Below are 13749 nucleotides of genomic sequence, written 5' to 3' on the forward strand. Positions count from 1 at the left end.
TGCCCCGCCTGCCCGTACGTCGAGAAGGCGCCCGCGTCGTTGTCGCCGACCATCACGATCAGGCCGGGGCCCACGATGGCGAGCAGGGTCTTGAGTCTTGCGGACAGGCCGTGGCGCGGCGTGGTGTCGTCGAGCCGGATGGTGCCGAGCGCACCCTTGATGTCGCCGACGTGGGCGTCGTCCAGTACCGCTGAACGCGGGGCGGGGACCTTGGAGTTGAGCGTGGCGTTGGTGGTCATGACGATCCTCCCGTGGGCCCCGGGGCAGGCGGGGCGATCGGGGGCGCACGGCGGCGATCCCCCTGCGGACGGGCGCGGCGCATCGCCACCCGGCGGTGCGGGCCCGTTCGGGCACGGCGAAGCCGGGTGTTGAGGTGATGTACCGTCAGAAATGTTCGCAGGGAGGGTCGTTACCGCGTGCCGGGAGTGTGCGAGGACAGGCGGGGGTAGGGGCAACTGTGGCCCGGACTACTGCAATCCATGTCTCTCGCCTCCTCCCGGTCGACGCACCCCGTGGTGCGTGTGATCGACGCGGCAAGGAGTTCGCCGGCGCGCGAAGCGACCGCCGGTTCACCCCAACTCGTCAGAGCTTTGGCACTCCACGGCGTGTCCAGCCCGGTCGGGCCGGAAGCCACTTCGGATCAACCCTTAGGTCGGGAAGATCTGTCCTAACCCTGGGCGTCTCTCGACGTCGTCGGATCAGTGGCCTGTGTCCGTGAAGAAGCCTCACCGAACGAGGTGCCTTCTTCAAACCTCCAGAAGCATAGACCGCGCGGAGGCCGATACTTGCGTACTTGGTAGAACCTTTACCTTCTGTCTCCGGTCGTCCCGGCCGAGGCGCGGCGGGGGGTGGCGGGGGGCGGCGGGGCGGATCGGGTGACGTGGGGTTTTGCCGCCGGGCCGCCACGGAACGACTTCCCACCGCATCGGCAGCAGCACCAGGTTGCGCCCGAATCCGAGGGGTGGCATGGCGTCCGCAGGCTCCCAGGGTGGTCCCCGGCAGGCGCGGGCCCTCGTGCTCGCCCGCCACGCGAAGCTGTGGCTCGTCCCGAGCATCCTGTGCGGCCTGCTGGCCGTGGTGCTCTCGCTGCTCTACATGGGCGGCATCCTCAACCCGACCGGGCACCTGCACCGGCTCCCGATCGCCCTGGTGAACGCGGATCAGGGCCCGCCGCCGCCGGGCCGGGCGGAGACCCTGGGCGCGCGGCTCAGCCGGGAGATCGTCGCCGGGACGCCCGGCAGCACCGTCGACTGGCGCCAGGTCGACCAGGCCGAGGCGATGGACCAGCTCTCCACCGGGAAGGTCTACGGCGCGCTGCTCGTCCCGCAGGCGTTCACCGCCGACGTGGCGGCACTGACCACCGGCCGGGCCACCGAACGGCCCACCCTGACGGTGCTCACCAACCCCGGCCTCGGCAGCCTCGGCTCCTCGCTGGCCTCCCAGATCACCCAGTCCGCCGCCCACCAGGCCTCGCTGGCGCTCGGCAAGGAGCTGACCGCGGCCGCGCCGCCGTCCGGTTCCGCCGGCTCCGGCTCCGGCACGGGCACCAGCGCCACCGCGCGGCTGCTGCTCGCCGACCCGCTCGCCGTCACCACCCGGGTCGGCCACCCGATCGGCGCCCACAGCGGGCTCGGCCTGAGCGCCTTCTACTACACCCTGCTGGCCGTGCTGACCGGCTTCATCGGCGGCAACATCATCCACAACGGCGTCGACACCGCGCTTGGCTACAGCGACAGCGAGCTCGGCCCCTGGCACACCCGGCGCCCGACCGTCCCGATCACCCGCACCCAGACTCTGCTGCTGAAGATGGTCATGACGGCCGGCATCATGCTGCTCACCACCACCCTGGTGATGCTCTGCTCGGTCACCGTCCTCGGCATGGACGCCCCGCACCAGGCGCTGCTCTGGGTCTTCGCCTACTGCGCCAGCCTCGCCGTCGGCCTCGGGGTCCAGGCGATCAACGCGGCGTTCGGCGGGATCGGGCAGCTGGTGTCCATGTTCGTCTTCATCGCGCTGGCGCTGCCCTCCTCGGGGGCGACCATCCCGCTCCAGGCGGTGCCCGGCTTCTACCGCTTCCTCAGCGTCTTCGAGCCGATGCGCCAGCTCAGCGACGGCATCCGGGCGATCCTGTTCTTCGACGCCCGGGCGGACGCGGGCCTGGCCCGGGGCTGGACCATGATCGCGGTCGGCGTGCTGCTCGCCCTGGCCTTCGGCTTCGGGATGACCCGGTACTACGACCGCAAGGGCCTGCACCGCTGGACGCCGCAGCCGTCGGAGTAGGCGTTCAGGAGTGGGCGTTCAGGAGTGGGCGCCGTCCTCGGTTCCTACGCCTTGGTGACGGTGACCTTGAGGTGCTTCATGATCGGCTGGTCGCTCTGGGTGCTGTGGTCGGCGATCGCGCACAGCACGTTCATCTCGGGCATGTAGCCCGCCGCGCAGCCGCGCGGGATGTCGTACGGGATCGCGAGGTAGCCGTTCAGGGTGCGGGTGCTGCCGTCCTTCGCGGTGCTGGTGATGTCGACCGGATCGAACTCGGCGATGCCGCGCTCGCGCATGTCGTCGGTGTTCAGGAAGACCAGCGTGCGCAGGTTCCGCACGCCCCGGTAGCGGTCGTTGTCGGAGTAGATCGTGGTGTTCCACTGGTCGTGGGAGCGCATGGTGCCCAGCGCCAGGGTGCCCGGGGCGGGGACGACGTCGGGCAGCGGGGCGGTGGAGAACTCGGCCCGCCCGGAGGGGGTGAGGAAGACCAGTTCGCGGGCCGGCTGCTTGATCCGGAACCCGAGGGGCAGCCGCACCCGGCGGTTGAAGTCCTCGAAGCCGTCCAGGGCCCGGGACATGGTGTCGCGGATGCGGTCGTAGTCCTCGATGTACCACTCCCACGGTGTCCCGCTGTCCGGCAGCGCCGCGCGGGCCATCCCGGCGACGATGGCGGGCTCGGACAGCAGGTGCGGGGAGGCCGGGCGCTTCATGCCGACGGACAGGTGCACCATGCTCATCGAGTCCTCGACCGAGGTGCTCTGCACCCCGCCGCGCTGGTGGTCCTTCTCGGTGCGGCCCAGGCACGGCAGGATCAGCGCCCGGCGGCCGTGCACCAGGTGGCTGCGGTTCAGCTTGGTGCTCACCTGGACGGTCAACTCGCAGCCGCGCAGCGCCTCGTGGGTGTAGGGCGTGTCGGGCGCGGCGAGCGCGAAGTTGCCGCCCATGGCGACGAAGACCGTCACCTCGCCGCGCCGCATCGCCTCGATGGCGGAGACGGTGTCCAGGCCGTGCGCGCGTGGCGGGTCGATCCCGCAGGCCTCGGCGAGGCGGTCCAGGAACTCGGGTGAGGGGCGGTGGTCGATGCCGCAGGTGCGGTTGCCCTGGACGTTGCTGTGCCCGCGCACCGGCGACGGGCCGGCGCCCTCGCGGCCCAGGTTGCCGCGCAGCAGCAGGAGGTTGACGATCTCCCGCACGGTGTCCACGCCGTGCTCGTGCTGGGTGACGCCCAGGCACCAGCTGACGATGGAGCGGTCGGCGTCGCGGTAGACCCGGGCGGCCTTGAGGACCTCGGCCCGGCCGAGCCCGCTCTGCCGCTCGATCTCCTCCCAGGAGGTGGCCCCGCACAGCGCGCGGTAGGCCTCGAACCCGGTGGTGTGGCGCTCGATGAACTGCCGGTCCAGGGCCCGGGGGTCGGCCGTGGCCTGCTCCAGGATCGCCTTGGCCATGCCGCGCACCAGTGCCATGTCGCCGCCGATGCGCGGCTGGAGGTTCAGCGTGCTGGTCTTCGTGGACTTGAACAGCGCCATGTCCACGAAGTCGTGCGGGACGATGGTGCGGGTCGCGGCCGCCTCGATCAGCGGGTTGATGTGCACGATCTGCGCGCCGCGGAGGTGCGCGTCGGCGAGGGCGGTGAGCATCCGGGGCGCGTTGGAGGCGGCGTTGACGCCCATGATGAACAGCGCGTCGGTGACCTCCCAGTCCTTGAGGTCGACCGTGCCCTTCCCGGTGCCCAGCGAGGCCTGGAGGGCGCGTCCGCTGGCCTCGTGGCACATGTTGGAGCAGTCCGGCAGGTTGTTGGTGCCCAGTTCGCGGGCCATCAGCTGGTAGAGGAAGGTGGCCTCGTTGCCGAGCCGGCCGGAGGTGTAGAAGGCGGCCCGGTTCGGGTCGTCCAGCTCGCGCAGGGTGCGGCCGACCAGCTCGAAGGCGTCCTTCCAGCTGATCGGGACGTAGTGGTCCGAGGCGGCGTCGTACACCATCGGCTCGGTGAGGCGGCCCTGGTCCTCCAGCGCGAAGTCGCTCCACCCGGACAGCTCGGTCACCGAGTGGGCGGCGAAGAACTCGCGGCCGACCCGCTTGCGGGTCATCTCCCAGGTGACGTGCTTGATGCCGTTCTCGCAGATGTCCAGGTGCAGGCCCTTGGTGTCGTCCGGCCAGGCGCACCCGGGGCAGTCGAACCCGGTGTTCTCGTGGTTCATCCGCATGATCGCCCGGGGCCCGTCCACGTACGCGCCCTCCTTCACCAGGAAGCGCGTCACGCTCTTCGCGGCACCCCAGCCGGCGGCCGGGTGGTGGTACGGCGCGAACTGCGGCGGCCCGACGGGGTCGGGGCCCACGGCCGGCTCGTCCCGGGCGGGGCGGTTCCGGGCGGCGTGGTTCTGCGCGGAGTCGTCCCGCGCGCGGCCGTCGGGGGAGTTCACGAAGCCCTCCGTCCGCCGACCGACAGCACGACCGCGCTCGCCGCGCCGTTCGGCGCCTCGTAGTTCACGGTCTCCCCGGCATGCCGCCCGAGCAGCGCCCGCCCGAGCGGGCTGTCTGCGGTCACCAGGGTCTCCTCCCGCACCTCGGCGAGCTCCGCCACCTCGACGGTCTCCTCCACCCCGTCCGCGAACCGCACGGTGACGGTGGAGCCCACCCCCACCACCTCCGTGGACGGCGGCCCGGCGGCGGCCCCCTCGCGGACCCGGGCCTCCAGCTCGGCGATCCGCTCGTCCAGCCGGGCGACGTCGTCGGCCCGCTGCAACTCGTCCGCCGCGTCCGCCCGGTCGCCGACGTCCTCCCCGCGCAGCGTCCCCACCACTTTCGCCCGCTCGCCGCGCAGCTCGGCCAACTCCTCCTGCACGGCGCGCAGGGCCTCGGCACTGATGGGCTCGGGACCGTCTGTCATGGCTGCTCCCGGGTCGTTCGCGGAACGCTCAAGCACGGGTCGCTTCCATTACCCCACCACCCCGCACCCCCGGCAAATCCGCCGTGGGCGAGGCTCCTCCTTCCGAACTCCGGACTCTTGTTTCCTCCTCTGCTACAGCTCAGGAACCCACGTACTCTTCCATAGCCACCGCCGATGGCCACCCGGTACGCGCCCTGGATCAGAGCTGCAGGCCGGTCATCATCGCGTGGCTCGGGTGCTGGCGCGACCCGTACGGAGGTGAACCCGCCCTTTCCTTGGAGCCCCGAGGCCATGTGACCAGTGCGATCTGCGGATCGTCCTTACGGTGCCCGAAGAAGAGGAGCCCGCGGACGCACAGACCGCCCCAGTCTGTGCCGTTGCTCCGTGCGTGCTCCAACGCCGGAGCGGGGCGATGTGTACGGAAAGATCCGAAGGGGGTAGACGCCCCGAGGTGTCGCACTAGGCTGGGGGCTACCTGGTAAATGGAGCAATGTCGAGGACCGTGGACCGCGCCGTGCCCGCAGTGTCGGGCGCCGGTCGCGGAGTCCCTGTCCCCCGAGTAGCAGGAGCCGATGCCGTGGCCAGTGGCACATCAGTGGAGACGCCGCAGGCATGGACCCCGCCGCCCGGGTCCTGGGCATCGTCGGCGGCCAACCGGCGGAGCATGGTGGGCAACCGCAGCCGGGACACCCAGCCGGAGCTCGCGCTCAGGCGGCTCGTCCACGCAGCCGGGCTCCGGTACCGGGTAGCAGCGAAGCCGCTGCAGGGCATGCGGCGCAGTGCCGACATGGTGTTCCGCCCGGCCCGTGTCGCGGTGTTCGTCGACGGCTGCTTCTGGCATGGGTGTCCGGAGCACTTCGTCCCCCCCAAGACGAACCCGGACTACTGGCGCGAGAAGATCGGCCGCAACGTCCAGCGTGACCGGGATACCGATGTCCGGCTCGCGGCTGAGGGCTGGCTCGTCCTGCGCTTCTGGGAGCACGAGGCGGCGGAGGCCTGCGCGCCGGCCGTGGTCGAGAGCGTCCGGCACCGGCGCGCAGGAGACGCCGTCAGCTGACCTTGCCCCGGTGCTGGGCGAAGTAGTCGTGCCGTGCATGGTCCTGCTGGCCGACGAAGGCCCTGAACTCGCCGAGCCGGTAAGCCAGCTCGCCGGAGTTGCGGGCCGTCTTCTCTACGTGAAAGTCACGCTCGATGTGGGCGATGCGCCGCTCGATCTCCGGCAGGGGGAGCCTCTTCCCGCCGGACTTCATGATGAGGTCGGCCATCTTCTGGGCGGTGAGGGACCTGTCCGGATGGTGGCGGAGCAGCAGATAGACCGGGTCGAGGTCGGGGCGGACCCACTCGACAGAGTCGGAGCGCTTCTTCTCTTGGCGCAGAGCGCTCGCGATCGCCCTACCGAGGGCCTCCGCGACGGGCGGTGGGAAGGCGTTGCCGATCTGGCGGTAGACAGTGGTCTTACGGCCCTGGAACTCCCAGTAGTACTTCTCGCCGTACCAGCCTTGGATCCGGGAGACCATCTTCGTGGTCAGGCGGGGCAGGTGGCTGCCGTCCTTCCCGGAGTCCGGGGCGGCGTCGGCGACGCCCATCGCATCGACCCCGAGCTCGAGCCAAGCGGCTTTGGCCCGGGTCGGGCCGAGGTCGGCGCCGCCGTGCTTCTTGGAGCCGCCGACGATGGTGGGCGCGATGGCTGAGGCCTTCCCGACCCAGGCCTCCACGTGCTCCTCGGCCCAGCCGTTCGCCCCCATGAGGTCCTTGAGAAGTTCGCCGACAGTGGGAGCCTTCACCTTGGAAGGCTCAGGCCAGTGGAAGTACTCGGCGAACTCCTTCTGGAGGGCGATCAGGACGAACCGTGGCCGCAGCTGGGAGACGCCGAACTGGTGGGCCTCCAACAGGCGCCACTCCCCGACGTACCCGGCGTCGTGGAGGAGTTCGAGGATGTGCTGGCGGTAGGCGGAGAACCGGTTGCCGCTCAGGCCCTTGACGTTCTCCAGGAGCAGTGCCTTCGGCTGGATGTCCCTGCACAGGTGCACTGCCCAGGCAAACAGGTCCCGCTCGTCGGTCGCGCCGAGTTGGTTGCCGGCGATGCTGAATGGCGGGCAGGGGACGCCTCCTGCGAGAAGGTCGACGTCCTTGTGTGCCCCGGGGTCCCAGAGCGATGTGTCGGCCACGTCCCCGACCTTGACGATGGCGTCCGCTTCTCGCTTGGCGTCCTCCTCGCTGGTGCCTTCGGCCTCGATGAGCCGCGCGAGGTTGTGGCGGAGGGTCGCCGCGGCGTTCTGGTCGAGTTCGAGGGCGAGCTTGTGCGTGAATCCGGCATTGTGCAGGCCTAGGGACTGCCCGCCCGCGCCGGCACAGATCTCGACCACCTCAAGGCGCTCAGATGCCATGAGACCTCCTCTCGGTGGCGCCGCACTGAGGCGGACGCCGACGTGTTCCTTTGCCAGTAGCAGCCGACTACCCGCTGCCGCTGTTGGCGACAGCCGTGTCGGCACGTGCCCGGAAGCCGGTTGGGCCGTGCCTGCGGGCCATCCTGGGACTGGTGTCACCAGCAGAACCAGAAGCGTAGGCGACAGCACTGACACAGCCCAAAACGCCGGACTCAGGCGGGTCAGGTATCCGATGGCGGAAACTAGCGCGAGGCGTCGTCTGGTCCTGTTCCTCCAGCGTGGATCGCCTGGGGCGGAGGGGGCCTGCCACGCAACGGTAGGGCGGGTAGGAACTATCAGGGCGACTCCGCTCCGTAATTGCGTCTTGACGGGTTCCGCCCGTGTCGACAGGATGGTGAGCCCGCAGTTGGGGAGGGAATGAGGACGCGTGGGCCAGGCAGATCTACCGCTGGTGGAGCAGTTCCGTTCCTGGATCCTCCCTGACAGTGGCTTGGCGGCGGCGGATCGGAAGGCGTTCTTCGAGGGTGCCCTCGTTGTGCTCGACACCAACGTGATCCTCAGCCTGTACGAGTACAACCCTGTGGTGCGAAACCAGGTCCTGGCTGCGCTGGAGCAGATCTCCGCCCGCCTGTGGCTGCCGTATCAGGTCGGCCAGGAGTTCGTCCGCGGCAGGCACCGGGTGCTCGTCGAACGCGACAAGGAGCTCCGTGGGGCGGCCTCGGAGGTGGACCAGCATCTGCAGAGGGCCCGCCAGGCTGTACTGGACGCCAGTGCGCACGTGAAGCGCCTGCTGCTGAAGTACGCCAACGACGACGCTGCGCGGACCTGCCTGGACGAGACGATCAATGAGCCGGCCGTGAAGGCGCTGCTGCGCGACTGGCAGGACCTGCTAAAGGAGCATGTCAAGCAGCTGAAGTCCGGGCACGACCTCAAGCCTGCCGCGATCAAGTCGGATGATCCCGTCCTCCCGAAGGTGGCAGCCCTGTTCGGCGACCGCATCGCCCCTCCCACGGCGTACCCGGTACAGCAGCAGCGGCTTGAAGAAGCCCTCGCGTTCCGCTTCCCGAACAAGATTCCGCCGGGATTCGCTGACCGAGGGAAGGGAAATCCGCTGGACCAGGTCGGCGATTATTTCATCTGGGCTGAGATCCTGGATAAGGCGGCCGCACCAGAGGTGAACCGCGTCCTGTTCGTATCGGCTGATGCGAAGGAGGACTGGTACGAGAAGCTCGACGACGGTACGAAGCGTCCGTGGCCGCAGCTCTTTGTCGAGCTGCGGCAGCGGACTGGTGCGGAGCTTTGCATGGAACAGCCGAGGCAGTTCTTCCAAGGCATCGAGGAGTTCCTCGCACCGAGCATGGAGCTCACCAGTGCCACTTACGACGAGATCGACCGGGCTGCGGAGGCGGTGGCGCAGCGTACTGTCGAGGACCCCCCTGAGGTCACGGACGGCAGTGCCCACACCGTCACGCCGCCGGACGGACTGGCTGTCGAGGCATACCGGGCATCGGGTCTCACGACCCGGATGGCCAGGCAGCTTGCAGTGTCGGACCAGCGCCGCCACTTCCAGTGGTGGCTGATCGGGGTGACGGCCGAACTCGGATTCCGTGTCCCCTCCGACGGCGAGCCGCTGGTGGATGTCTGCGCGGCAATTCGGTCGGAGGTCCGCCCAGCACCCGAGTGGCACCCAGGAACGGCACTCGCGCAGGGCGAGTGGCCCTACCGCAGCGATACCTGGGTGGCCCCGTGGTTCGTGCAGTTGGTGCGTGAGCTTGGCGAGACCGACCGTCTGCCGCTGCAACGGCTGGCCGCGCGCCAGGTGCAGCTGAGGGCCTGACTGACGTACCTGCCCCGAGGCTCGTCACAGGCCGATGCGCCGTGACGCGGGCCGACTACTCAACCTTGGACACGGAGCCGACCAGACGATGGCGCACAAGCAGATCGACATCACCCCCAATCCCCGGGTGCTCGTGGCGCTCACCCGCACCCCGATCCTCCCTATCGACGCGCTCAGCGAGCTCATCGACAACGCCGTCGACTCCTTCCGGACCGCCGCCACCTCGGGCACTCCCTCGGCAGTCCGCCAGGTGATCATCGAGGTCCCCGGGTCTGCCGAGGTCGCACGGGGCGAAGGGATGATCCGCGTGCGCGACACCGGACCGGGCCTTACCGAGGAGCAGATCGCCAATTCGATGCGGGCCGGCTACACCTCCAAGAACCACTTCGACACCCTCGGCCTCTTCGGTATGGGCTTCAACATCGCCACCGGGAAGCTCGGGCGCATCACACGGGTGATCTCCGCGCGTGACGAGGACGACCACGCGGTCCAGGTCACGCTCGATCTGCCCGAGCTCATGCAGTCCCAGACCTTCTCCGCGGAGGCCGAGCAGATCGAGAAGCCGGCGGGCCTGCGCCACGGAACCGTGGTGGAGATCCGGGGCTGGTGGCCCGACGGGGACGCCAACAGCGGATTCATCCGTGAGCTCGCAAGGATGTCGAAGAAGACGCTGCGCAGTCGGCTTGGGCGCCGGTACGCCACCCTGCTGCGGCCGGGCGCGGCCAATCCGGTGGTCATCACCGTCAACAACGAGCGCTGCCAGCCCTTCGAGCACTGCGTCTGGTCTCCGGAGCGCTTCGTCGAGCGGAGGGCCCACGGCAAGATTCCCGCCCGGATCAGCTTCGACCAGGTGATCAGCAGCGCGCGGCGCTGCCTCCATGATGGTACCGACTTCGGCGAGCACGAGGCCTGCCCGCGCTGCGGAGCAGTGGAGAGCCGGGAAATAAACCACCGGGTGCATGGGTGGGTAGGTATCCAGCGCTTCGACGACCAGAATGACTTCGGGATCGACCTGATCCGTAACGGGCGGGCCATCCGACAGGCGGAGAAGGCGGCATTCTTCGAGTTCTCCGATGAAACCACCGGGCGCGCCGAGCGTGAGTACCCAGTGGACCAGCAGTACGGCAGGATCGTCGGCGAGGTCCACCTCGACCAGGTGCCGGTGGATTTCCAGAAGCAGCACTTCCAGCAGGCTTCCGACGAGTGGCAGGAGGCCGTCGGCTTCCTGCGTGGAGGCTCGCTTCTGCCGAACAACTGGACCGACGGAGGGGTGAACGACTCGCCGGTGTCGCTGCTCTTCCAGGGTTACCGCAAGGTCCGTAACTTCGGCCGCGGCGACATGTACATGGGCCAGTACAACCCCGCCAAGGGCAAGGCCGACCGGATCCCCCGGAGCGTCGAGGAGGACTACTACCGGCGCTTCCTCGACCGGCTGCCTGGCTACTACGACGACGTGAAGTGGTGGGAGCTCGTTGAGACGGCTGGAGAGCCGCCGATCCAGGTACTCCCTGAGTGCCCGGAGTGCGGTTTCCAGAACACGCCGACGGCCGAGGAGTGTGGTGGCTGTGGCCAGGTGTTCGACGGCAAGCCGTGCCTGGACGCCGGATGCGGTAAGCAGATACTGCGCTCGGCGACGGTGTGCCCGCACTGCGGCACGTCCCAGGTGCCAAAGGTACAGCTGCCGTGGAAGTGCACCTTCTGCGCGAAGGAGAACAAGGCGGGCGCTGAGCGCTGCGAGGCGTGCGGGCACGTCAAGGACGCGGCCCACCCCGCGAGCCCGGCGGCACTGGACTCGGTGTCCTCTGACGCCGAGGAGCTCGGCGCGGACCAGCTCGCCGTCGTGCTGGCAGACGGGAAGACGAGCAGTCCACTGAACGTCCGGGTGCGTACGACGCACCGGCCGATCCTCCCGGCCTTCGGGCAGGCCTCGGTCCCCCTTGTCACGTGCGCGGACACGCGGCAGATCACCATCTACATCGACCCGACCCATGCGGTGTTCACGGCGATGGGGCTGCGGCCGGAGTTTCTGATCGCGACCGAGGCCGCCCAGTTCCTCCACTCCCTCCACCGCAACCTGCAGAGCCGACCCGGGCACACCGTGGCGGTGCTCACTGCAGAAGTCCTCAGGAAGGGGTGGGGCGATGCGGTGACAGACAGTGCCGACGGTGTCCGGACCGCGATCAAGTCGCTGTTCGACCAGATCACGGAGCGGATCCTGAGAGCGCCGTACGCGGACAGCTTCTACGACGAGCTCGACGACGCTCAACAGATGGCGCTCGCCGACTCCATGATCAAGTCCGGGGCGGAGCTCACGGAGCTCGGACGCCTCAAGGCCACTGGCGGATACCTCCGCTACTGCGACCGCGAAACGGTCACCGCTTTCTTCGCCCGTCACGCGGAGGGCTGGTTCAACGGCCTGGTCTGGGAGGACCCGTGGCCCAGCGAGAGCGAGGCGGGACTGGTGATCGCCCGGAAGCTGCAGGAAGACCTCAAGGTCAAGTACCTGCGCTGCCTTGAGGACTGCGCTTCGTACCTTCGCTACGACCAGCCGGAGCGGCTTATCGTCGTCCGGGCGCGGGCAGCCGTCGACTTCCTGGCCGGAAAGTTCGCATGACCCAGCGCATCGTCACCGACCTCAACCTGGCCGGGACCGGATGGCAGTCCTTCGAACGGGTCGTGCAGCGCCTCATCATGGCCCGCGGCTACTCGGGGGTCCAGCTCGCCGGGGCCTCCGGCGACGGCGGAGCCGATGTGGTCGGCAGCCTCAACGGGCGGCGCTGGTTGTTCCAGATGAAGCGTTGGCGGTCTCCGGTGGGGCCCGAGGTCATCGCCCAGACCGTCGACGCCTGTCGGCGCTATGACGCGGACATCCCTGTGGTCGTCAGCCTGAACGGGTTCGAAGCCTCGGTCAGGGCCCAGCACGAGCAGCTCGCCGGGAAGGGGATTCCCCTGCAACTGTGGGACCGGCGCGCGCTCCAGCGGCAGGCCGAGCGCGTCCCGGAAGCTCCGCCGGCGCTCCGGAACCCGGATCGCTTCCAGCTTCGCGCCTACCAGGAACGGGCCGTCGACGGGCTGATGGACGAGCTGGTGAACGGGGCCCGCAGCGCGCTCATCGTGCTCGCGACGGGGCTCGGCAAGACCTACGTGGCAGCCGAGTTCCACCGGCGTGCCCGGGCTCTGCGGCCCGGCACGAGGACGCTGGTCCTGGCGCACCGGAACGAGCTCGTCTACCAGCTCGAGCGCGCATTCTGGCCGCTGCTTCCAGCCTCGGCGGCCACCGGGGTATGGAACGGCTACGAGCGTCCGGATCGGGACGCGCTCAACGACCTGGACGTCGTGTTCGCCTGTGTGGACAGCGTCGCCACCGCCGTCAAGTCAGGGCGAGGCCTGCCCGAGTTCGGCCTGGTCGTCGTCGATGAGTGCCACCACCTCGGGACCACCGCCTACGACGCGGTGCTCGGCGAGCTGTCGGCCGCCGATGGTGGCGCGTTCCTCCTCGGGATGACCGCGACGCCCTGGCGCCCCGACGGGAAGTCCCTGCGCACCTGGTTCGACTATCCGGTCGTGGACATCGACATGGTGCGCGGACTCCGCGAGGGATACCTTGCCAACGTCGACTACCGGATGTTCACCGACAACATCGACTGGGACGGGCTGGCGGCCGGGCTCGCCGAAACCGCCCTCGCGCTCACCCCTCGGGGGATCAACCGTACAGTCTTCATCGACGAGTGGGACGACGCAGTCGTCGACCGCCTCTCCGAGGCGTGGGCCGAGCAGGAGAACCCGAGGGGCATCGTCTTCTGCGGGACTATCGATCACGCCGAGCGGATGGCGGGCCGGATCAACGCGCTCGGGTTTACCAGCGCAGAGGTGATCGCCTCCCGGACGGCGCAGGGCAAGGCGGTGGACGCGGCCACTCGGAACCGCATCCTGTGGGACTTCACTGACGGCCGCACCGGTGTCCTGTGCGCGGTTGACGTCCTGAACGAGGGTGTGGACGTCCCGGACGTGAACATCGTCGTCTTCCAGCGGGTCACCCACAGCCGGCGGATCTTCGTTCAGCAGCTCGGCCGAGGGCTGCGTCTTGCCCCCGGGAAGGAGAAGGTGATCGTCCTGGACTTCGTTTCCGACATCCGCCGCTTCGCCGCCGGCCTGAGTCTGCAGGACTCACTAGGCGCCAGGGGGGGCGTCGTTCGCGACCCCAGGGTGAAGATCGGTAGCGAGGTCAGGTTCATGCGGGCCAACCGCGCCGACCAGAAGGGCGAGCAGTTCCTCCGCGAATGGCTCGACGACCTTGAAGCCGTCGAAGACGCCGGGGAGGATGTGCACATCCTCCGCTATCCACCCGACAGCTCGATCACGGCTGCGGCGAAACGATAGGA

8 protein-coding genes, 1 pseudogene and 1 riboswitch are annotated in these 13749 nt (G+C 69.1%); of the genes and pseudogenes, 5 read left to right on the plus strand and 4 right to left on the minus strand.

What is annotated here, in order from left to right:
• A pseudogene (locus tag AB0P03_RS34600) lies at positions 1-239 on the minus strand (manganese transporter); the annotation flags it as partial.
• A gap of 327 nt (positions 240-566) precedes the next feature.
• Positions 567-744: riboswitch (M-box (ykoK) riboswitch) on the minus strand.
• Positions 745-966: 222 nt separating this feature from the next.
• Here AB0P03_RS34600 and AB0P03_RS34605 point away from each other — a divergent pair.
• Positions 967-2280, plus strand: a complete 1314-nt coding sequence (locus tag AB0P03_RS34605) for a DUF3533 domain-containing protein (RefSeq protein WP_363632540.1) — start codon at positions 967-969, stop codon at positions 2278-2280.
• 44 nt (positions 2281-2324) lie between these two features.
• Here AB0P03_RS34605 and AB0P03_RS34610 read toward each other — a convergent pair whose 3' ends face one another.
• Both AB0P03_RS34610 and AB0P03_RS34615 read right to left on the minus strand, forming a co-directional pair.
• A complete protein-coding gene (locus tag AB0P03_RS34610) occupies positions 2325-4592 on the minus strand; it encodes an FdhF/YdeP family oxidoreductase (protein ID WP_363632578.1) in 2268 nt (755 codons plus the stop codon).
• A gap of 80 nt (positions 4593-4672) precedes the next feature.
• Positions 4673-5143 carry a GreA/GreB family elongation factor gene (locus AB0P03_RS34615; protein WP_363588321.1) on the minus strand — a complete coding sequence of 157 codons (471 nt, stop codon included), beginning with the start codon at positions 5141-5143 and terminating at the stop codon, positions 4673-4675.
• Between the two features lie 595 nt (positions 5144-5738).
• Here AB0P03_RS34615 and AB0P03_RS34620 point away from each other — a divergent pair.
• Positions 5739-6200 carry a very short patch repair endonuclease gene (locus tag AB0P03_RS34620; protein ID WP_363632580.1) on the plus strand — a complete coding sequence of 154 codons (462 nt, stop codon included), beginning with the start codon at positions 5739-5741 and terminating at the stop codon, positions 6198-6200.
• Here AB0P03_RS34620 and dcm read toward each other — a convergent pair.
• Positions 6193-7530, minus strand: coding sequence for a DNA (cytosine-5-)-methyltransferase (dcm, locus tag AB0P03_RS34625; protein WP_363632541.1), 1338 nt, complete (start codon positions 7528-7530; stop codon positions 6193-6195). The two genes, AB0P03_RS34620 and dcm, sit on opposite strands and share 8 nt — an antisense overlap.
• A gap of 427 nt (positions 7531-7957) precedes the next feature.
• On the opposite strand from dcm, the gene AB0P03_RS34630 reads away from it, so the two are divergent.
• The 3 genes from AB0P03_RS34630 (at position 7958) to AB0P03_RS34640 (ending at position 13747) form a co-directional block, all read left to right on the plus strand.
• Positions 7958-9367, plus strand: coding sequence for a PIN-like domain-containing protein (locus AB0P03_RS34630; RefSeq protein ID WP_363632542.1), 1410 nt, complete (start codon positions 7958-7960; stop codon positions 9365-9367).
• An 88-nt stretch (positions 9368-9455) separates the two neighbouring features.
• Positions 9456-11981, plus strand: a complete 2526-nt coding sequence (locus AB0P03_RS34635; protein WP_363632544.1) for an ATP-binding protein — start codon at positions 9456-9458, stop codon at positions 11979-11981.
• Positions 11978-13747 (plus strand): DEAD/DEAH box helicase family protein, encoded by a 1770-nt coding sequence (locus AB0P03_RS34640; protein ID WP_363632545.1) that lies wholly within the window; start codon positions 11978-11980, stop codon positions 13745-13747. The genes AB0P03_RS34635 and AB0P03_RS34640 overlap by 4 nt, the downstream gene beginning before the upstream one ends.
• The last annotated feature ends 2 nt before the right edge of the window (positions 13748-13749 follow it).

This window comes from Kitasatospora sp. NPDC088779, assembly GCF_040685395.1.
Lineage (GTDB): Bacteria > Actinomycetota > Actinomycetes > Streptomycetales > Streptomycetaceae > Kitasatospora.

Bases quoted from the DNA above. Each gene is read 5' to 3' on its own strand.
- AB0P03_RS34605 (WP_363632540.1), top strand. From the start codon at position 967: ATGGCGTCCGCAGGCTCCCAGGGTGGTCCCCGGCAGGCGCGGGCCCTC.
- AB0P03_RS34615 (WP_363588321.1), bottom strand. From the start codon at position 5,143: ATGACAGACGGTCCCGAGCCCATCAGTGCCGAGGCCCTGCGCGCCGTG.
- dcm (WP_363632541.1), bottom strand. From the start codon at position 7,530: ATGGCATCTGAGCGCCTTGAGGTGGTCGAGATCTGTGCCGGCGCGGGC.
- AB0P03_RS34635 (WP_363632544.1), top strand. From the start codon at position 9,456: ATGGCGCACAAGCAGATCGACATCACCCCCAATCCCCGGGTGCTCGTG.
- AB0P03_RS34640 (WP_363632545.1), top strand. From the start codon at position 11,978: ATGACCCAGCGCATCGTCACCGACCTCAACCTGGCCGGGACCGGATGG.